The organism is Janthinobacterium sp. UMAB-56 (genome assembly GCF_900095265.1).
Taxonomy (GTDB): Bacteria; Pseudomonadota; Gammaproteobacteria; order Burkholderiales; family Burkholderiaceae_D; genus Janthinobacterium.
Genome location: NZ_LT607669.1, coordinates 14,480 through 34,686 on the forward strand (window position 1 = coordinate 14,480; position 20,207 = coordinate 34,686).

Genomic DNA, 20,207 nt, shown 5'->3' on the forward strand with positions numbered 1-20,207 from the left:
CATGAAGCGACTATCGTTGCCAACACCCAATCGGGTAGCTACTGTATTCGGTGTCATATTTCTTGCAGGTTGCGCCAGCTTTTCACCGGATGGTGGCTTAAATGATGTCTCTCGGCTAACACAAGAGCGGATTGGGCAAGTCAAGCCCTTCACGAAAGAGACGCTGAAAGACAGCCAGCAGTCCAATACACAGGTGCAGTCCTTGCTGTCCGCACCACTTACGCCTGAATCTGCTGTCCAGATTGCGCTGCTCAATAATGCAGCGCTGAAGGTCTCCTTCGCTGAATTGGGGGTCTCGGAGGCTGAGTTTGTACAAGCTGGACGGATGCGCAATCCAAGTTTTAGTTTTGGCCGCGTCAGCGGCGGTGGCGACGCTGAAATCGATCGCAGTGTGATGTTTGATATTGCGGGCCTGCTGACGCTGCCCACGCGTCGACGCATTGAGCAAGGACGCTTTGAACAAACAAAGTTGCTAACAGCTGCTCAGGCTGTGCAGTTGGCGGCAGAGACACGTCGGGCATATTTTATGGCCGTTGCGGCGGCCCAATCGGCCGCATTCGCGGAGCAAGTGCGCGGCGCCGCCGAGGCATCATCGCAACTCGCCGACAGCATGACCAAGGTTGGCAACTGGAGCACACTTGACCAGGCCCGTGAGCGTGCGTTTTACCAAGATGCGTTGACACAATTGGCGAGGACCAAGCATGAAGCAACAGCCACGCGCGAACAGCTCATTCGCCTCCTGGGCCTGTGGGGAGAGCAGCAAAATTTCGTCCTGCCGGACAGATTGCCTCCACTGCCGGACAAGCCGCGGGAAACGAACAATGCGGAAGCACAGGCCATGTCACAACGCCTCGATATGCTGTCGGCCCGCCGCGATACCGAGGCAACGGCCGCGGCACTTGGCTTGACAAAGGCAACTGGCTTCATCAACGTTTTTGATGCCGGCTACACCAATAAGAGTACGACAGGTTTGCCACGCGAGAGCGGCTACCAGATTTCCCTTGAATTACCAATTTTCGATTGGGGTGGCGCCAAGGTCGCGCGGGCCGAGGCGCTCTACATGCAGTCCGTTCATCGCACCACCGACACTGCCGTGCGGGCGCGCTCGGAAGTTCGGGAGGCGTACTCCGCATACCGCACTAGCTATGACATCGCCCGTCATTATCGTGACGATGTTGTGCCGCTGCGGAAAAAAATATCCGACGAGGTTCTGCTTCGCTACAACGGGATGCTTGCCAGCGTATTCGAATTACTGGCAGATTCGCGCGAGCAACTGGTGAGCGTAAATGCCGCCATCGAAACCCAGCGCGACTTTTGGATTGCAGAAACCAAACTTCAATCCGCCATCAACAGCGGAAGTACGAACGATACAAGGGCCATGCCATGATTTCACGTAGAGATTTTTTCAGAGGTGCAGGTGCTGTAGCGGTAAGCGCCGCTGCCGTTAGCAAGGCCGGTGCCGCGTCATTGCCTGAGGCCATGTTGATGGACAATGCCAAGACGCACATCCCTCCGGTGCCACCCACTGGCCGGCCCTACAATCCGGTCGTGACCCTGAATGGCTGGTCATTGCCATGGCGGATGAATAACGGCGTAAAAGAATTCCATCTCGTTGCCGAACCCGTGGTGCGTGAACTTGCACCAGGGATGAAAGCCAACCTTTGGGGCTATAACGGGCAATCCCCAGGCCCGACAATTGAAGTGGTCGAAGGTGACCGGGTGCGTATTTTCGTGACCAACAAGCTACCTGAGCACACCAGTGTTCATTGGCATGGCCAGCGCTTGCCGAACGGTATGGATGGCGTAACGGGCCTCAATCAACCGGGTATCGCTCCGGGAAAGACTTTCGTCTACGAATTCGAGGCCAAACGGCCAGGTACATTTATGTATCATCCCCACGCCGACGAGATGGCCCAGATGGCGATGGGGATGATGGGCTTCTGGGTGACCCATCCAAAGGATCCATCGCTCCATGCTGTGGACCGTGATTTCGTTTTCCTGCTCAACGCGTATGACGTGGAGCCGGGAAGCTATACGCCGAAGATCAACACCATGCTGGACTTCAACCTGTGGACATTCAATAGCCGCGTCTTCCCCGGCATTGATTCATTGCCTGTGCGCCAAGGTGACAAGGTACGCATCCGTGTCGGTAACCTGACGATGACGAATCACCCTATTCATATACATGGCCATGAGTTTTTCGTCACTGGTACGGATGGCGGCTGGACACCACCGGCGTCGCGCTGGCCTGAAGTCACCACCGATGTCGCAGTTGGGCAAATGCGCGCCATCGAGTTCGTCGCTACTGATCTGGGTGACTGGGCACTTCACTGCCATAAATCCCACCATACCATGAATGCAATGGGCCATTCGGTACCGACAATGATTGGCGTCAACCATCGCGGGGTTGCTGAAAAAATTAACAAAATCGTCCCTGAATATATGGTGATGGGCGACAAGGGCGGCTCCATGGGAGGCATGGAAATGCCGCTACCAGATAATACTTTACCGATGATGACGGGTGAAGGACCGTTCGGTGGGGTTGAGATGGGGGGAATGTTTACCGTCTTGAAGGTGCGCAAGGACCAGAAGCGCGGCGACTACTCCGATCCTGGCTGGTACAAGCATCCGGCCGGAACCGTGGCATACGAGTGGACGGGTAACCTTCCTGAGCCAGAACGTGCAACTAACGCTGGGGGGCAGTCGATGCCGACGATGAACAAACCCAATATTGAAGTTACTGTTCGTAAACCGACCGGACATAGCGGTCACTAATTTTTTTTAACTGAAAGGAAACATCATGAAAAACCTGCACAAAGTTGTATTGGCAACCTTGATTGGCCTGTCATCCGTGGCAACGACCTCCGTGGCGCTCGCACAGCAGCAGAGCGCCTCCGCGACGCAAGACGCGATGAGCGAAGGGGAAATCAAGAAAGTGGATAAGGACGCCGGCAAGCTGACCATCAAACATGGCGAGCTGAAGAACTTGGGCATGCCTGGGATGACTATGATGTTCAAGGTCAAAGAGCCGTCGATGCTTGACAAGGTCAAACAAGGCGACAAAGTACGTTTCGTGGTGGAAAAAGTTGGCGGTGCATTGACGGTCACTTCCATCGAAGCAGTAAAGTAAATTTAACAAAGAGAGTTGAACATGAAGACACTGCGGAAAATGATTCTTGCCACATCCATTGTGGCGGCAACGCTGGCTACCCCATTTGCCTTGGCACATGCGAGCTTGAAGAGCTCCAATCCCGAGGCAGGTGCCTCCCTGGCAGTTGCACCAAAGGAGATTGCGCTGACCTTCAACGAGAAGGTGGAAGAAGCCTTTAGCTCAATCACTCTGAGCGATGACGAAGGCAAAGCCGTTGCTGCAGACAAGGCAAAGGTTGATGCAGCAAATCCGGCCATCTTACGCTTGGAAGTACCGACATTGAATGCTGGCGCCTATACCGTGAGCTGGGCAGTTGCAGGGCACGATGGACACCGTCGCAAAGGCGACTTTAAGTTCACGGTGAAATAAATGGATGCAGTCTCGCTGTTGCAAGTCAGTTCAGCTTTGCTGCTGAACCTCGGCTTTGCCTGGCTCGTCGGATCATGGTTTGCACGCTACTGGATGCGTTCTAGCGGTGTCGATCATGATCATTTCGAGCCAGCGCTGCGCAAACTTGACTTGATGGCAGCGGCAATCAGCATAGTTGGTAGTGCATCGGCACTATTGAGCGCGACGGCAGTTATGGGAGGTGTAGGCCTGCGCGAAGCGTGCCCGATGTTCTGGATGATGGTGTCTACAACCGACTACGGACATGCAGGCTGCGCCATTATTGTGGCGATGCTTGTTCTCTTTTTTGTGCGATTAGCAGGCGGAGTCGGCCGCATCAGCGATATTGCAGTCGTTCTACTTTTGGCTGTTTTTTCTGTAACACGGGCGTCCATGGGGCATGCGGGAGAGGAAGGCTTCTGGACTATTCCGCTAGCGGTTGAAGCGATTCATTTTTTTGCCATCGGCCTATGGACTGGTGCGGTGATGGTTACCGGCTGGTTTGTTCTGCATGAGGCGCGGGTACGGAAATTTGATACGGGTAGCACCGATCAGTACCTCGAATTGATGTCTCAGGCAGCAATGCTTGCAGTAGTTGCCATTGCCGCCACTGGTATTTACAGCGCCTGGCACCGTGTGGGGAGCTCAGAGCATCTTGTTCATACCACCTATGGCATAACCTTGTTGGTCAAAGTTGCATTGGTCCTCCTGGCTATCGCCTTGGGCGGCTACAACAAATTTCTTGGACTGCCTGCCGCCTCCCGCTCCTTGCGCGGCGTCACTCTGGTGAGAGTCGTTTTACAAGTGGAAACCTTGCTACTGCTCGGTGCACTGTTTGCGGCGGCAATTCTTACCACTCAACAACCACCTACCGCGATGTAATGCCGCGACGGTTTTCTACAAGGGAGTACGATATGAAAAAGATGACCTTAAATGCAATTGCAGTAATGTTACTGGCCAGCTTGAGCACTTTCAGCAATGCTGCGGTACCGGATAGCAGCCCAGTAGCACATAGTGGCCACCAGCATGGCGCAAATGAGCAGAGCGCATCTCTTGTGGGCAAGGCGGGAGACCCGAAAAAAGTGACGCGTACCGTCACTGTCGATATGAACGACAGCATGCGCTTTAGCCCAGCGTCTATTGCCGTGAAACGGGGCGAGATCATTCGCTTTGTCGTCAACAATTCCGGCAAGATCAAGCATGAAATGGTCATTGGTTCTGAGAGCGAGTTAAAAGAACATGCCCAACAAATGGCAAAGTTTCCGGAGATGGAGCATGCGGAACCCAATCAAGTGACCGTGACGCCTGGAAAATCGGGAACCATCGTTTGGCAGTTCGACAAAGCCGGCAAAGTGGAGTTTGCTTGCTTACAACCCGGTCACTTTGAGGCCGGCATGAAGGGGCTGGTAGTAGTCTCCGCCAAGTAGATGACTTCGTTCGGCGGGAATGTTCAATTCCCGCCATTGTCACCATAGCTGGTTCCACCGTAGGCAAAGAAACAGGCGAATCTGCCCAAGGAGTGATTCATGATTAGAACTGACGCCGAGCATCATGCGCACGAGCATCATCACGATACCCATAGCAAGACCGGGCCTGGCAATACGATGAAGACAGGGGAAGAAAAACCATTCATCGATCCTGTGTGCGGCATGCGCGTTGGCGCAAATCCCGAGCAAGAAATCACCTACAAAAGTATGGTCTACCACTTCTGTAGCGGGAAATGCATGGCAAAGTTCAACGCAGCGCCAGATTCCTTCATCGATAGAGCGAATGCGGCGCCCAGCCCCGAGCACTCGCCACAGCAGGGAGCGGTCTACACCTGCCCCATGCACCCCGAGATACGCCAGCCTGCACCGGGAACTTGCCCCATTTGCGGCATGTCGCTCGAACCTGAAATGCCGACGCTAGATGAGGCGGAAAACCCGGAGCTAGTCGATTTTCGCCATCGTTTCTGGTGGACGCTGCCTCTGACTCTGGTGGTGTTCCTGTTGGCGATGTTTGGGCATGTGTTCCTTGAAATGGGGCTGCCAGGCCAGAACTGGATTGAATTCGCATTAAGTACCCCTGTCGTACTGTGGGCCGGCTGGCCATTTTTCACGCGCTGGGCGCAATCGCTGGCACGCATGCGCCCGAATATGTGGACCTTGATTGGTTTTGGCGTAATGGCTGCCTATGGCTATAGTGTCGTCGCCACCATCGCACCGGGCTTCTTCCCACCTACCTTTGCTGCACATGGCCGCATAGGCGTCTATTTTGAAGCCGCAGCAGTCATTGTTTCGCTCACGCTTCTTGGACAGATACTTGAGCTGCGCGCACGCTCCCAAACTTCCGCCGCAATCAAATCCTTACTTGGCCTCGCTCCGAAAACGGCTCGGCGCATTCAGGACGATGGGGCCGAAGACGACATTCCTCTCACGCACGTCCACGTCGGCGACAAACTCCGTGTCAGACCCGGTGAGAAGGTGCCGGTTGATGGCGTAGTGCTTGATGGCGAGAGTTCGCTTGATGAATCAATGCTGACTGGCGAGCCCTTACCTGTGACAAAACGTCCCGGAGACACGTTGATTGGCGCAACGATCAATACCAGCGGGAGCCTGATTATGCGTGCCGAGAAAATCGGCAGCGACACGATGTTGTCTCAAATCGTACAAATGGTCGCGCAGGCACAGCGCTCCCGCGCGCCTATGCAACGACTCGCCGATAGTGTTGCAGGCTATTTCGTGGTCGTTGTCGTGGCAATAGCGCTACTGACGTTCGTGTTATGGGGAATGTATGGCCCTGAACCGAGCTGGGTCTTTGGTTTTGTTAACGCCGTTGCAGTACTGATCATTGCTTGCCCATGTGCATTGGGGTTAGCCACGCCGATGTCCATTATGGCCGCCACAGGCCGCGCGGCCACCCAAGGTGTGCTCTTTCGGGATGCCGCAGCGATAGAAGACCTCAAGAAGGTCGACACACTGATTGTCGACAAGACGGGGACCCTCACTGAAGGTAAGCCTTCCTTTAACAGCGTGGTCGCAGCGCCCGGTTTCAAGGACGAAGACGTCCTGCAAATGGCGGCGAGCATAGACCAGGGCAGCGAACATCCGTTAGCGCACGCGATCGTCTACGAAGCGAACAGGCGAGCACTGGTGCTAACCAAACCTGACAGTTTTGAGTCTGCCAGCGGTATTGGCGTGCGCGGCACGCTTGGCGGGGTGCACATCGCACTGGGCAACACCGCGCTGATGGATGCTGACAAAGTCGATTGGAGGCCGCTTGCTGAGGTCGCTGAACGCCTGCGGACAGAAGGTGCTAGCGTCATGTATCTATCCTCTGACGGCGTTTTGGCTGGACTGATTGCGGTGTCGGATCCCATCAAGGCAACGACGCATGAGGCCATAGAAGGCTTGCGCGCTGAAGGGCTGACCGTAATCATGGCCACTGGCGATGGCGTCACCACTGCGAAGTCCGTAGCCGAAAGGCTGGGCATCACGGAGTTCTACGGCGAGGTGAAACCACAGGACAAGTTGGCCTTGGTAGAAAAACTGCAAAAGCAAGGCAAGGTGGTCGCAATGGCCGGCGATGGAATCAATGATGCCCCCGCACTGGCGAAGGCCAATGTTGGTATTGCCATGGGTACAGGAACAGACGTGGCTATCAATAGCGCTCACGTCGCTTTAGTAAAAGGAGATCTGCGTGGGATTGCCCTTGCCCGTCGAATCTCGGTCGATACTGTTCGAAATATGTGGCAGAACCTGGGCTTCGCGTTTGTCTACAATGCCTTGGGCATTCCCCTGGCTGCCGGTGTGCTGTATCCATTTACTGGCCAACTGCTATCGCCGATGATCGCCGCGTTAGCGATGAGCCTGAGTTCCGTGTCTGTCATTACCAATGCACTCCGGTTGCGCGGTACCGGTCGGCCTTAACCGCTGACTGTGGCACCGAGCGACATTCTTGTGGAAGCAAACATGAATATACCTGCGATAGTGAAAGCTGCATCGAATAATGGCTGCTTGCTTAGCAACGAAGAATTGAATTTTCTTCCGGCTGCACGCCTCAATAGAGACTGTTTCTGCACCAGTTTGGATAGCTCCGCATTGAAAATAGCGCTTTCTAGCGAACCGGGCATGGACGGATTGCACGAGTTGATCGAGGAGCGGTGTCCCTATCTATTTTCTGCGCGGCCTATTTTTGTCTCGTATCGCCAAAGCAAACGTATTGCGGACGTTATTGCAGCGATTGAATCCGTAATATCGCTGCCATCGTATCGTGCGCGCGTTCTGACTGATGCTCCTGACATTGCCAAGCATAATCCTGATGATGCAAAAGGAGTATTTTTTGGCTATGACTTCCACATCCACGACGATACCTTGGCGCTCATCGAAATCAACACAAATGCCGGTGGAGCGATGCTCAACGCCGCGATGGCAAAAGCCCATAGATCGTGCTGTCTCAGCGATAGTGAATTGACACGAGCCATTGATAGCGGTGCGACCCTTGAAGATACCATCTTCAACATGTTTGAGTCGGAATGGGCGCTCTCTCAACGTTCACAGCCACTTCGGACAGTCGCGATAGTTGACGATCATCCAGAGCAGCAGTATCTCTATCCCGAGTTTGTTCTTTTTCGACGCTTGTTCGAACGCCACGGCATAGAGGCCGTTATTGCCTCACCATCGGACCTTACCTATCGTGATGGCGTTTTACGTCATGGGGATCTTGCTATCGACTTGGTCTATAACCGGCTGACCGATTTCATGCTTGAGTCGCCCCAGTGTCTCCCATTGCGTTCGGCGTATCTAGAAAGCGCAATCGTGCTAACGCCGCACCCCCAAGCGCATACCCTCTATGCAAATAAGGCAAATCTGGTTCTGCTATCGGATAAGAAAGAGCTCGTAGCGCTTGGCGTAGCCCCCGCCGTGCAAGATATTCTGCTCAAGAGCATACCGCGAACGCAGATTGTGACGGCCTCCGATGCGGACCGCTTGTGGACGGAGCGCCGAAAGTTGTTTTTTAAACCTGTTGCAGGTTACGGGGGGCGAGCCACGTACCGTGGTGAAAAGATCACCAAACGGGTATGGCAGGACATTCTGGCTGGTGACTACGTCGCTCAGGCCCTCGTCATACCCGGTGAGCGCTCGATCGGTTCCACCGATAATCCTAGCTCGCTGAAATTCGACCTTCGAGTCTATGTTTATGACGGAAAGGTGCAGTGGACCGCGGCCAGGATGTATCAGGGGCAAACCACCAACTTTCGCACCCCTGGAGGTGGTTTTGCACCTGTTTATAGTTTGGACGACGAGCGCACTGCGAATGAAATCAGCTCTATCGCGACTAGAGCTAGTTCCCATCACGATTGAGACGTGTTTGATCCTTAAAGCGAACAGGTTAGTTAGTTACTCTATCCGACCAGCTCTCTGAAACGTCAGAAATCGAATGTCAATGAGGGAGGAATCCATGAATAAAATTGAATCGATCCAGGCATCTATCGGGCTCACAGTTAAGGGTAGCACCAGCGCGGAAGGCAAGACGGCAGGGCAAATGTTTTCTGCCACATTAGCTAATGCACTAGGATCGACGCCAATAGTGGCAATGGCCTTGCCTCCAGTGGCAACTATTCAACACACACAGTTTGACCTTCCATTGAATTTGACCGCTGCTAAGATTTGGCAGCAGGTGAGTATCAATGAACGTGCGCTCGGACTGCGGGCGTACCGTCAAGAACTTCTCGCATCCAATATCGCGAATGCCGATACGCCTGGATATGTGGCGGTAGATATTGACATTGAGAAGGCCTTAAAAACAGGAAAGTCAAAAGATGACGTTTCCCTGCAATTTCGTATTCCAGCCCAAGGTAGCATTGATGGAAACACCGTTGATATGGATGTTGAACGGGCCCAATTTGCTCACAATTCCCTCATGTATGAATACAGCGTTGATCGTGTCAAGGGACGCTTCAAGGAACTAGATGACCTTTTGAAAAATACACCATATTAGTAATCTCTTCTTGGAAATACTGACAGTAGCGACTTAATGCAACTACCGCAGGCAACGGAAAGATTAAGTCATGGCGTGATCGGGTAAGCACCTGAATGGATACGATCGCTGCTGGCCGCATATGCCACCAGCAGCGATCGCATCCAGCACTCAAAACCGCGTTACTTTTTCTTCATCATTTCCTGACAGTCCTTCATCATTTGATCCATTTTTTCATACATTTTCGGATCCATTTGATGATCCTTTTTTGGCTCCATCTGATGTTCCATTCCAGCTTGCGGGGCTTTATTGGCCGCTCGCATCATTTGCGCCTGCTTGGCCTTGCGCCCTTGCTCAATCAGTTGCCAGTCCGGGCCAGCGAAGGCGGGAAATGCAGTGCTAAGAGTGCTGATACAGAGCAGCGTAAGTAGTAATTTTTTCATGATAGACTCCTCGATAAACTAATTTGATGTATGCATCGTCATCCCCATGGTCAAGTGGCTAATTCAACCATCGACAATACAAAAGCCGCAGCGCAACTGCGGGAACGTCTGACATATCAGAAAAAAAATCACTTCTATCCGTTTGCGAAACAAAACGCATCGTAGCAGTGGTAGCACCGAGATCCGGATAGTCGCCGCCTGCGTTATGGTCGGCAAAAGGTGGTCCCATATAGCAGAAGGCGCATGTCTGGCAGCTTGGCATGGCCATCGGCTGCGCAATCGCCGCAGATGCAGGCATGTCGTTTTGCAGTGGAAACGCCGGTATATGGCTGCACCAGATAAAACCGAACAACACCACCGCACACCTCACGAAATACACGAGGTGCTTAGCCGAGCGGTAGGTGCCGAACGGTCTCATGACGGCTAATTCTCCTCTGCTGCTGCCGAGCCGGCGGCACGGATCTGACGCCGACGAAGCAGCAGATAAACCGCAGGGACCACAAACATGGACAACAACGGCGCGGTAATCATGCCGCCAACCATCGGCGCGGCGATGCGCTGCATGACCTCCGACCCGGTGCCGGTGCCCAGCATAATCGGCACCAGGCCGGCGATAATGACCGCCACCGTCATTGCCTTGGGCCTCACGCGCAAGACCGCCCCTTCACGAATTGCATCGAGCAGATCGGTTTCACTAGCGTTACCATTCGCCAGACGTTCATCCCAGGCATGCTTTAAATAAAGCAGCATGATTACGCCGAATTCGGCCGAGACGCCAGCCAACGCGATGAAGCCGACGCCGCCGGCGACTGACAGGTGATAGTCGAGCAACCACAGTAGCCAAATGCCGCCGGCCAGCGCAAACGGCAGCGTTGCCATGATCAAGGCCGCTTCATCGAAGCGCTTGAAGGTCAAATAAAGCAGCACGAAGATAATAAGCAAGGTCGCTGGCACGACGATTTTGAGTTTTTCAGTGGCACGCTCTAGATATTCGAACTGCCCCGACCATGCAATGGAGTAACCCGCCGGCAATTTGACTTCCCTGGCGACGACTTGCTTCATGTCATACACAGTCGAACTCAAGTCGCGATCGCGAATATCGACATACACCCAGCCTGACAGCCGGGCATTTTCACTCTTGAGCATCGGTGGGCCGTCGTCGATGCGGATCGCGGCGACATCACCCAGCCGGATTTGCGCCCCCCGCTCTGTCAGCACCGGTAGCTGGCGCAGTTTCTCAATTGAGTCGCGCACCTCGCGTGGATAGCGCACATTAATCGGGAAACGCTGCAATCCTTCAACAGTTTCACCGATATTGTCGCCGCCGATCGCCGCCGACACCACGCTTTGCACGTCTGCTATATTCAAGCCATAGCGGGCGGCCGCGTCGCGATCGATGTTGACGTCGATGTACCGTCCGCCGTTCAGGCGCTCGGCCAGCGCTGAGGAGACACCCGGCACCTTCTTGACTGCGCGTTCTATCTCACCAGTGATGCGGTCAATTTCCTGCAAGCTAACGCCTGCGACCTTGACGCCGACCGGGCTTTTTATGCCGGTGGCCAGCATGTCAATCCGGTTGCGGATCGGCGGCACCCAGATGTTGGACAGCCCAGGCACCTTGACGGTGCGGTCCAGTTCCTGTATCAATTTTTCCGGCGTCATGCCAGGGCGCCACTGATCGCGCGGCTTGAACTGGATCATGGTTTCGAACATTTCCAGCGGCGCCGGATCAGTGGCGCTCTCGGCTCGACCGGCCTTGCCGAAGACGCTTTGTACCTCTGGTACCGTTTTAATCAGCCGGTCAGTCTGCTGCAACAACTGCGCGACCTTGCCGGCCGACAGACCGGGCAACGCCGACGGCATGTACAGCACATCGCCTTCATCCAATGGCGGCATGAATTCGCCGCCGAGCCGGGTCATGGGCCAGATCGTGATGGCTGCTACCAGTGCTGCCGCCAGCAAAGTCAGCTTTGGAAAACGCAGTACGACATCGAGCAAGGGGCGGTATAGCGCGACCAGGAAACGATTGAGGGGATTCTTTTGCTCATCGGGAATCCGGCCGCGGATCAGATAGCCCATTAAAATGGGAATCAGCGTCACCGCCAGTCCAGCCGCCGCCGCCATCGCATACGTCTTGGTAAAGGCCAGCGGCGAAAACAGACGGCCCTCTTGCGCTTCCAGAGTGAACACGGGAATAAACGAGAGAACGATGATCAAAAGCGAAAAGAACAGTGCTGGTCCAACCTCAACAGCAGCGTCGCCAATGACGCGCCAATGCTCATGACCCTTTAGCTGTTTACCTGGATGGGCATGATTCCAGGCTTCAATATGCTTATGGGCATTCTCGATCATCACCACGGCGGCATCGACCATCGCGCCTACAGCAATGGCGATACCGCCCAGCGACATGATATTGGCGTTGACTCCCTGGTAGTACATGACGATAAAGGCGATCAGGATGCCGATCGGCAGCGTGATGATGGCCACCAGCGCCGAGCGCAAGTGAAACAGGAACAGCGCACAGACCACAGCGACGACAATGAATTCCTCGATCAGCTTTTCTTTCAGGTTGGTCACAGCGCGCTTGATCAGGTTCGATCGGTCGTAGGTGGGGATGATCTCGACGCCGGGCGGAAGGCTCGCTTTTAGCTTTTCCAGCTTGACCTTGACGGCATCGATGGTTTCCAGCGCATTTTTCCCGGAACGCATGATGATCACGCCGCCAGCAACTTCGCCCTCACCATTCAAATCGGCAATCCCGCGCCGCATCTCTGGCCCGATCTGGATGCGCGCGACATCGCCCAGCCGGACCGATACGCCAGCGTCAGTCGTCATCAACGGAATCTTGCGGAAGTCGTCAAGCGACTTCAGATAACCAGAGGCCCGTACCATGTATTCGGCCTCGCCCAATTCCAGCACGGAACCGCCCGTTTCCTGGTTGGCTTTCTGCACGGCATCGATAATTTTGCCATGTGGGATGTTAAAGGCGCGCATCTTGTCTGGATCGAGCACGATCTGGTACTGACGCACCATGCCGCCAATGCTGGCCACTTCCGAGACGTTGGGCACCGCTTTCAACTCATACTTGAGAAACCAGTCCTGCAAGGCGCGCAATTGCGACAAATCGGTCTTGCCGCTACGGTCGACCAGCGCATATTCATAGACCCAGCCGACGCCGGTCGCATCTGGTCCGAGCGCGGTTTTTGCCTGCGGTGGCAGGCGTGACTGCACCTGGTTCAGATATTCCAACACCCGTGAACGCGCCCAGTACGGATCGGTACCGTCTTCAAACAGAATGTAGACGAAGGAGTCACCGAAAAACGAGTATCCGCGCACCGTCTTGGCACCCGGCACCGACAGCATGGTGGTGGTCAGTGGATACGTGACCTGGTTCTCGACGATTTGCGGCGCTTGCCCCGGATAGCTGGTGCGGATAATAACCTGCACGTCCGACAGGTCGGGAATGGCATCGAGCGGCGTGCGCGCCAGCGACCAAATGCCCCAGACCGTAATGAATACAGTCGCCAACAAGACCAGAAAACGGTTGCTGATAGACCAGCGGATCAGTTTTGTGATCATTTCGCCACTCCCGCGGGTGCTTTCATGCCACCCATGGGTTTATTTTCGGGTTTCGGCGCACCGGAGGTCGGCGCAATGGCCACGATCTCAAAGCTGCCATCCTCGCCTTGCTGGATGTCGAAGGCGACTCGGTCACCTATGCCAATATTGCGCTGCAAGCCCGTGGAAGACACTTTGAAACCCATCGTCATCGCCCCCCACTGCAGCGACGTGATAGGGCCATGCGAAATGGTGATTTCATCCTTGCCGATCTGTTCGACCTTGCCTACCCCATGGTGGCGCGGAAGTGCCTTGTCTGCGTCAGGGGACTGCGTATCGCTCATGCGTGTCGTCGTTCCCTTCAGGCTGGCCTCGGAATCGATCAAGAACTGCGCCGAGACGACCACTTTCTGACCAGCGGATAGGCCCTTGCGAATTTCGGTGAGACCACTGCCTTCGCTGCCGACCTCCACATCGACGGGCATAAACTTGCCGCCCTCCTGGGCAAGCATGACAACGCTGCGCGTACCCGTCTGGATGACTGCCTCCGACGGCACCTGCAAAACATCGGTGCCACTGTTTGACGCGAAGGTCAGAGTAGCAAACATACCGGGCAACAACTGAGCGCCGGGGTTAGCCAGCTCCACACGGGCTTTCAGGGTTCGCGTCGCGGCATTAACTTCCGGCAAAATGGCACCCACCTTGCCCTTGAAAATAGTTCCGGGTAGCGCCTGTACCTGCGCTTCGACGGCGTCACCAGGGCGAACCTTGGCCGCCACGCTTTCGGGAACCTCCGCGTTGACCCATACTGTCGCAAGTCCATTGATGCGAAACAGCGGCGCACCAGCGGAGACGGTCATTCCTTCGCGGGCGCCAAGCTCTGCGATCACACCGCTGATGGGTGCTGAAACCGTCAAGCGAGGATGGACCTTTCCACTTGACTCGACTAGCCGGATTTGCCCCTCACTCATACCAACTAGCCGCATGCGCTGGCGGGCAGCGTCGACCAGGGATGCTGTTTCATTGCCTTGCATACGACGGCTTGCCAGATAGTCTTCTTGTGCCGCGATCCAGTCAGGGACATACAAGTCAGCCAAGGGTTGCCCCTTTTCCACCGGATCGAGCAGGGCACGCGCATACAAGCGCTCTACAAATCCACCGCTACGCGCCTGCACCAGTGCCACGTCGCGCTCGTTATAGGCAACGTTACCGACGGCAACCAAGCCGGCGGACATCCTTCCTGATGTGACGAGCGCTGTGCGCACTCCCAGGTTTTGCTGGACCCGCGGGCTAATCGTAACATTACTGTCCTCACCATCCCCCGCAGCATAGACGGGCACCAGCGGCATATCCATGAACGGTGACTTACCGGGTTTGTCAAACTTCTGGCCCGGCACCATGGGGTCATGCCAATATAATGGTTTCTTGTTGGCAGCACTCGCGGCGCCTGCTGCGTTGCCGGATACCGCCTTGACGTCACCTGTAGATACTGTCTGATGTGCTTGTCGTAAACCAAACTGGTAACCGGCATAAGCGACCGCTGCAAGGGCACCCGCAAGTACTAGGACGCGTAATTTCTTATTGTTCATTTGAATTCCTGCTGGCGATGTACTGCGGAAATCTGCGTGATTGCGATGTCGGGAAAGAGGAAGCGAAGCTGTGCCCAGAACTGGGCTGTATTCATCTGCAACTGCAGCAACTGAACGTGCATGTCCGCACTGTTACGCCTGGCAGCGAGCACCTCAGCCAAAGAGGCTTTTCCGCCACGATAAGAGGCCAGGACCGCTTGGCTTCGCTTGTCGGCAAGGGGCAATAGCTGGAGCGCGTAGCGCTCGCTACGTTCTTGGCCACTCCTCCATTCGATGAGCAAGGCACGGATGTTGGCGGCATCTTCTCGCAGCAGTTCGTCGCGTTCGCTCCTCGCTTGTTCGACCAAGGCGAGTTTGGAGCCTAGTTCGCGGTCCTGCCGGTTTTTGCGATCCCACTGTAATGGCAGGGATAGGCCAACGGAGACCATGTTCGAGTAGGCCGCGCCGCGCTGCTGGAATGCGAACTCGATACTCCAGTCCGGATGCCGATTCGCTTGCGCCAGATTGACGTCGGCCTGGGCGACTTCTTCCTGCCGATTCAACACCATGATCTGCGGGCGGTGCGCCAGTTCAGTGTCGAGCAACACCGGGTCCAGAGGGATGGTGCCCAAGTCGGGCATGCTGGAATCGGCAAGTTCGCCGCTGCTGCCAGTCCAACGCACCAGCATGTTTTTTGCCGTATTGAGGTCGCGTTCGACCTGACTGGCTCGGTCCTCAAGGGTTAACAAGGCAGAACGCGCAGCCAGCACGTCGGCCTGGCTGCCACGCCCGCCCCGATAGGCGGCCGTAGCGGCGTCAATTTCCTGGCGGGAAAAGACCACTTGTTCTGTCAGAACTACTGACATTTTCCGAATGTAGTAGACGTTGAGCCAGGAGATCGCCGTGTCGCGCTGAATCGCGGCGAGTGCGACATCTTTTTGCGCCTGCGCCTTGTCGGCTTCGCGCTCAAGACGTGCGGAACGCCAGCGCAATTTATCGGCGCGTGTCAGTTCCTGCGAAATGCCGATGCGCCGCATCGTCATGAAATCCCCGCTCAAACTAAAGCGATCGGTGCCACTTAAGGGCACATTATCGATGCCGACCTTGAGAGTGGGATCGGGGCGCTGCGCCACTGCTACCGCCATTTCGTGTGCGGCGACAGTTGCCTGGTCCTGCGCATGAAGTTGGCGCGAGCGGGCGACAGCCTGCTGCAGCGCCTCGGTGAAGGTGACTGGCTGGGGGGCCGCGCGCGCATCATGAACGAAGGCAAGCAGCGGAACAGTAAGGGCGAGAGTTAACGCCGTCTTCATGAATGGGTGAAGGCGGACGACGCGTGCATTTGTATGCACGGTGTACGGGATTGACATGGCAGCTCCAGAATGCGATGGGAGGCATCGCCTTGTCGAACCCGACAAGGCGATGGCGATCTAGGCAGTCTGGAGTGTTAAATACGGAAACAGCAATGGCGGATAGCGATAGGCGGTGCCGTTGGCCTCGCCAAGGTAATGAGCAAAGGAGGTTTGGCTGTATACACTACGGGAGTGTCATAAATAGCTAACGTCAGAAGCAGGACAACAGGTACGAAAGATGGGTGGTCGGCGACAGGCGTCTTGTCCAGCGACTGCCTGGACGCATCCCCCACAGCATAAATTTGACACAACGTCGACTGGTCAGTGTCCATGCCGGCGCAGTCTGTCATCGCGGGCATCGCAGACACCCCAACACCTGCGGATGTAACGGAACTACCGACTCCCATCGGTACGCCGGGGCATAGGTATGAAGCGACCGCATGCTGCATGAACAGCATGCTAAGTATCGCGACAAGAGCCGTGAACAATCGCACTGTGCGGGAGGTCTTCATAAACTATCTAAACGGATGATATTCGTAGCCTAGGTTGTATCAAACCAACTGTCAAGCTATTGCTATGCTGTCACTTGACCGTGAGCAAGTACGGATCGAATGACAGATATCATCACTATACGCATTACCATAATGGGAAGGTCAATCAAAGACATATGTCGCCGGATTGGAATGCTTTACGTTTAATTGCTTGACAAAAAACTTGCAATCGATGCACCATTTCCAGCAATTCCTTCGCTGGACCGGTGTCGATTGATTTCAATGACGAATATCCATGAAACGGCTTATCCACGCCTGAAACAAGAGTTCACTGAGCAGGAGCTCGGGGCGATCTACACGCCTTCGCGCGCACAAATTGACCATATCTTCACGCTGTATCGCCAAGCATCGCATCGTACTTTTTTGCTGATCCAACTTATGCTGTTGCAAAGGCTCGGTTATTTCGTCCCTTTGTCGAGCATCCCGTCTATCGTGGTGCGGCATATCTGCGAACATAGCGGTCTGCGCGTTCCGGCAAAACGAGCGCTGGCGCAATACGATCAATCCGGTAGCAAGACAACACACCAGCGCCGTCTGCGCGGGTACGTGGGGATCCGGGTGATGGACTCGTCCGATGAATACTGGCTGGAAGATCAGGCCCTGCAGGCTGCCCATACCAAGCAGGAGCTACCCGACATTATCAATGTCCTGATTGAAGAGTTGGTCCAGCGTCGCCTGGAACTGCCTGGATTCACCTACTTGTTCAGGCTGGCTCGCCATTCCCGTACCAGCGTCAATGACGGCATCTATAAGGCGGTGGCTGGCGGATTGCCAACTTGCGTGGTCGAGCGTTTTGAACACATGCTCACTGCGGGTAAGAACCTGCGCATATGGGATAGCCTCAAACGCGAGCCGAAGCAGCCCAATGTGCGTGCGGTGACGGATTTCCTGGCCCACATTGAGACCATGATCGCGCTGGCGCAGGATCTGCCCAATACCGAGGCCATCGCCGCAACCAAGCGTGAACAACTCGTTTTGGAGGCGCGTGCCCTGGATGTGGCGGAAATGCGGCGGCTCAAGCCACTCAAGCGCCACACCCTCATCGTGCTGCTGATTCAAAGCCAGTTGCAGAAGGCAATGGACGATATCGCCGAAATCTTCATCAAGACCATCCGCAGCTTGCATAACGGTGCCGAGGAACGGTTGCGGCAATATCACCTGCAGCACGCCGAACAGATTGAGCGTTTGATCGGACAGTTCCGCGAAGTGCTGACCGTCCTGAGCGACGAGGGCAGCGACGAGGAGCGCGTCGCTAGGGTCGAGCAATCCCTCGACGGGGATCTTGGGGCATGGATCACTGAATGCGACGAGCACATGGCGTATGCTGGCAATAACTATTATCCGTTCATGCTGGTCGGGTATGTTGGCAAGCGCAGCCTGCTCTTCAAGTGCCTCGAAGCGCTCAGTCTGAAATCGAGCTCCCAGGATCAGAGCCTGCTGGCGGCGATCGCCATCATCCAAAAGCATCGCTCCAGCCACAAGGAACAACTGCCAGCGGCAGAAGGTGCGCTACCTGAATTGGCACTGGACTGGATGTCCGATAAGTGGCGCAAGCTGGTTTTTGGCCGAGTCGCAGCCGATGCCCCAGCGAACGTGCATCGCAAGTATTTCGAACTTGCCGTGATGACGCAAGTCATGGATGAACTCAAGTCGGGCGATCTGTACGTCGAGCATAGCGGCGACTACGATGATTATCGCAACCACCTGGTGGACTGGGAGCAATACGAGCGTGAAGTGAAAGCCTATGGTGAACTGGTAGGGCTGTCGGTGGAAGCTCCGGCGTTTGTCGCGCAGTTGCGCGACAAACTCGGCAGTCTAGCGCGCGACGTTGACAGCCGATTCCCGCAAAATAGCCTTGCCGATATAGACGAGAGCGGCATTGTGATCCGTCGCATGGAGCGCCCGAAGCCGCCACCCGAACTTGACGCCATCGAGCAGATGGTCACCAATGAAATGGATCCGGTGAGCATCCTTGATGTATTGACCGAGACTGAAAAATGGTTGGACTTGCATAAACTCTTCGGTCCGTTGTCCGGCTTCGAGGCCAAAGTAGACGATCCGCGCAAGCGCTTCATCACTACGTTGTTTTGCTATGGTTGTAACCTGGGCGCCACGCAAACCGCACGCTCGATCAAGGGACTGAGCCGCAAGCAGGTGGCCTGGCTCAATCTCAAGCATGTCACCGAGCAGCGTCTGGACAAGGCGATCGTCAAGGTGATCAATGCATACAACCGCTTCGCATTGCCACGTTATTGGGGGTCGGGAAAGAGCGCGTCGGCCGACGGTACCAAATGGAACATTTACGAGGCTAACCTGCTTTCCGAATACCATATCCGCTACGGTGGATACGGCGGCATTGGCTACTACCATGTGTCCGACAAGTACATCGCGTTGTTCAGTCACTTTATTCCATGCGGCGTCTATGAGGCGGTTTACATCCTCGATGGGCTAATCAACAACCAGTCGGACATCCAGCCAGATACGCTGCACGGCGATACCCAGGCCCAAAGCACGCCTGTCTTTGGCCTGGCTTCGCTGCTGGGTATCGACCTGATGCCGCGCATCCGCAATATCAAAGATCTGGTGTTCTTCAAGGCGGACAAGGCCGACCAGTATGACAATATTGGCAGCCTGTTCCGTGGATCGATCGACTGGGAACTGATCGCGCGCCATATGAAGGACATGCTGCGCGTCGTTATTTCCATCAAAGCGGGCAAGATTGCGCCATCGACGATCCTGCGCCGCCTAGGGACCGCTAGCCGCAAGAACAAGCTCTACTACGCGTTCCGCGAGCTCGGTAGGGTACATCGGACAATGTTCCTGCTCAAGTACATCAACGACGCAGAATTGCGTCGTACCATCCATGCAGCAACCAACAAGAGCGAGGAATTCAACGGCTTCATCAAATGGTTGTTTTTTGGGGGCGAAGGCATCATTGCCGAAAACGTTCGGCACGAACAGCGCAAGGTTATCAAGTACAACCAGCTCGTTGCGAACATGGTCATCCTGCACAATGTCCATGAGATGACGCGGCTCCTCAAGACAATACAGGCAAAGGGATATGTGCTAACGGAGGAGGTGCTTCGCGGCTTAGCGCCATATCGGAAAGGGCACATCAACCGATTCGGCGAATATATGCTGGACCTTGAACGCGAGGTAGCCCCGATGAATTATAAAGTCGAATTTACCAAATAAATCAATTGGTTAGGTCGGTTTTTGCGAAAAAAACTGCAATCCCGGCC

The 20,207-nt window shown here is 55.1% G+C and carries 15 protein-coding genes; 10 read left to right on the forward strand and 5 right to left on the reverse strand.

What is annotated here, in order from left to right:
• Position 1 precedes the first annotated feature (1 nt).
• The 9 genes from K0F85_RS24085 (at position 2) to K0F85_RS29155 (ending at position 9,517) form a co-directional block, all read left to right on the forward strand.
• Entirely contained in the window at positions 2–1,387 is a 1,386-nt protein-coding gene (locus tag K0F85_RS24085) for a TolC family protein (RefSeq protein ID WP_219118427.1), read from the forward strand.
• A complete protein-coding gene (locus tag K0F85_RS24090) occupies positions 1,384–2,775 on the forward strand; it encodes a multicopper oxidase family protein (protein ID WP_070289043.1) in 1,392 nt (463 codons plus the stop codon). Before K0F85_RS24085 ends, K0F85_RS24090 begins: the two co-directional genes overlap by 4 nt.
• 25 nt (positions 2,776–2,800) lie before the next feature.
• Entirely contained in the window at positions 2,801–3,130 is a 330-nt protein-coding gene (locus tag K0F85_RS24095) for a copper-binding protein (protein ID WP_100429701.1), read from the forward strand.
• Positions 3,131–3,151: 21 nt separating this feature from the next.
• The gene (copC, locus tag K0F85_RS24100; RefSeq protein WP_070289046.1) at positions 3,152–3,520 is read left to right on the forward strand and encodes a copper homeostasis periplasmic binding protein CopC; all 369 of its coding nucleotides are present in this window, start codon (positions 3,152–3,154) and stop codon (positions 3,518–3,520) included.
• A complete protein-coding gene (locus K0F85_RS24105; RefSeq protein WP_099764685.1) occupies positions 3,521–4,420 on the forward strand; it encodes a copper resistance D family protein in 900 nt (299 codons plus the stop codon).
• Positions 4,421–4,452: 32 nt separating this feature from the next.
• Complete coding sequence (locus K0F85_RS24110) at positions 4,453–4,965, forward strand: plastocyanin/azurin family copper-binding protein (RefSeq protein ID WP_076568727.1); 513 nt, start codon at positions 4,453–4,455, stop codon at positions 4,963–4,965.
• A 99-nt stretch (positions 4,966–5,064) separates the two neighbouring features.
• Positions 5,065–7,446, forward strand: a complete 2,382-nt coding sequence (locus K0F85_RS24115) for a heavy metal translocating P-type ATPase (RefSeq protein WP_219118428.1) — start codon at positions 5,065–5,067, stop codon at positions 7,444–7,446.
• A 42-nt stretch (positions 7,447–7,488) separates the two neighbouring features.
• Positions 7,489–8,880 (forward strand): hypothetical protein, encoded by a 1,392-nt coding sequence (locus tag K0F85_RS24120; protein ID WP_232731428.1) that lies wholly within the window; start codon positions 7,489–7,491, stop codon positions 8,878–8,880.
• A 97-nt stretch (positions 8,881–8,977) separates the two neighbouring features.
• The gene (locus K0F85_RS29155) at positions 8,978–9,517 is read left to right on the forward strand and encodes a flagellar basal body protein (RefSeq protein ID WP_306821361.1); all 540 of its coding nucleotides are present in this window, start codon (positions 8,978–8,980) and stop codon (positions 9,515–9,517) included.
• A 161-nt stretch (positions 9,518–9,678) separates the two neighbouring features.
• Here K0F85_RS29155 and K0F85_RS24130 read toward each other — a convergent pair whose 3' ends face one another.
• Genes K0F85_RS24130 through K0F85_RS24150 form a run of 5 tightly spaced genes read right to left on the reverse strand, consistent with a single transcriptional unit; the run spans position 9,679 to position 16,432 of the window.
• Entirely contained in the window at positions 9,679–9,939 is a 261-nt protein-coding gene (locus K0F85_RS24130; protein ID WP_070289049.1) for a hypothetical protein, read from the reverse strand.
• 58 nt (positions 9,940–9,997) lie between these two features.
• A complete protein-coding gene (locus K0F85_RS24135; protein WP_131687601.1) occupies positions 9,998–10,357 on the reverse strand; it encodes a hypothetical protein in 360 nt (119 codons plus the stop codon).
• 5 nt (positions 10,358–10,362) lie between these two features.
• On the reverse strand, positions 10,363–13,518 hold the full coding sequence (locus K0F85_RS24140; protein WP_071080257.1) for an efflux RND transporter permease subunit: 3,156 nt from the start codon (positions 13,516–13,518) through the stop codon (positions 10,363–10,365).
• Positions 13,515–15,086, reverse strand: coding sequence for an efflux RND transporter periplasmic adaptor subunit (locus tag K0F85_RS24145; protein WP_070289051.1), 1,572 nt, complete (start codon positions 15,084–15,086; stop codon positions 13,515–13,517). The genes K0F85_RS24140 and K0F85_RS24145 overlap by 4 nt, the downstream gene beginning before the upstream one ends.
• Positions 15,083–16,432: a TolC family protein gene (locus K0F85_RS24150; protein ID WP_232731429.1), complete on the reverse strand. Its 1,350-nt coding sequence runs from the start codon at positions 16,430–16,432 to the stop codon at positions 15,083–15,085. Before K0F85_RS24150 ends, K0F85_RS24145 begins: the two co-directional genes overlap by 4 nt.
• A 755-nt stretch (positions 16,433–17,187) precedes the next feature.
• Here K0F85_RS24150 and K0F85_RS24155 point away from each other — a divergent pair.
• A complete protein-coding gene (locus tag K0F85_RS24155) occupies positions 17,188–20,160 on the forward strand; it encodes a Tn3 family transposase (RefSeq protein ID WP_070289053.1) in 2,973 nt (990 codons plus the stop codon).
• Positions 20,161–20,207: the final 47 nt, after the last annotated feature.

Excerpts from the sequence above, each read along its gene's own strand:
- K0F85_RS24150 (WP_232731429.1), bottom strand. The coding sequence starts at position 16,432 with ATGTCAATCCCGTACACCGTGCATACAAATGCACGCGTCGTCCGCCTT.
- K0F85_RS24120 (WP_232731428.1), top strand. The coding sequence starts at position 7,489 with ATGAATATACCTGCGATAGTGAAAGCTGCATCGAATAATGGCTGCTTG.
- K0F85_RS24140 (WP_071080257.1), bottom strand. The coding sequence starts at position 13,518 with ATGATCACAAAACTGATCCGCTGGTCTATCAGCAACCGTTTTCTGGTC.
- K0F85_RS24115 (WP_219118428.1), top strand. The coding sequence starts at position 5,065 with ATGATTAGAACTGACGCCGAGCATCATGCGCACGAGCATCATCACGAT.
- K0F85_RS24135 (WP_131687601.1), bottom strand. The coding sequence starts at position 10,357 with ATGAGACCGTTCGGCACCTACCGCTCGGCTAAGCACCTCGTGTATTTC.
- K0F85_RS24130 (WP_070289049.1), bottom strand. The coding sequence starts at position 9,939 with ATGAAAAAATTACTACTTACGCTGCTCTGTATCAGCACTCTTAGCACT.
- K0F85_RS29155 (WP_306821361.1), top strand. The coding sequence starts at position 8,978 with ATGAATAAAATTGAATCGATCCAGGCATCTATCGGGCTCACAGTTAAG.
- K0F85_RS24105 (WP_099764685.1), top strand. The coding sequence starts at position 3,521 with ATGGATGCAGTCTCGCTGTTGCAAGTCAGTTCAGCTTTGCTGCTGAAC.
- K0F85_RS24085 (WP_219118427.1), top strand. The coding sequence starts at position 2 with ATGAAGCGACTATCGTTGCCAACACCCAATCGGGTAGCTACTGTATTC.
- copC (WP_070289046.1), top strand. The coding sequence starts at position 3,152 with ATGAAGACACTGCGGAAAATGATTCTTGCCACATCCATTGTGGCGGCA.
- K0F85_RS24090 (WP_070289043.1), top strand. The coding sequence starts at position 1,384 with ATGATTTCACGTAGAGATTTTTTCAGAGGTGCAGGTGCTGTAGCGGTA.
- K0F85_RS24095 (WP_100429701.1), top strand. The coding sequence starts at position 2,801 with ATGAAAAACCTGCACAAAGTTGTATTGGCAACCTTGATTGGCCTGTCA.
- K0F85_RS24145 (WP_070289051.1), bottom strand. The coding sequence starts at position 15,086 with ATGAACAATAAGAAATTACGCGTCCTAGTACTTGCGGGTGCCCTTGCA.
- K0F85_RS24155 (WP_070289053.1), top strand. The coding sequence starts at position 17,188 with ATGACGAATATCCATGAAACGGCTTATCCACGCCTGAAACAAGAGTTC.
- K0F85_RS24110 (WP_076568727.1), top strand. The coding sequence starts at position 4,453 with ATGAAAAAGATGACCTTAAATGCAATTGCAGTAATGTTACTGGCCAGC.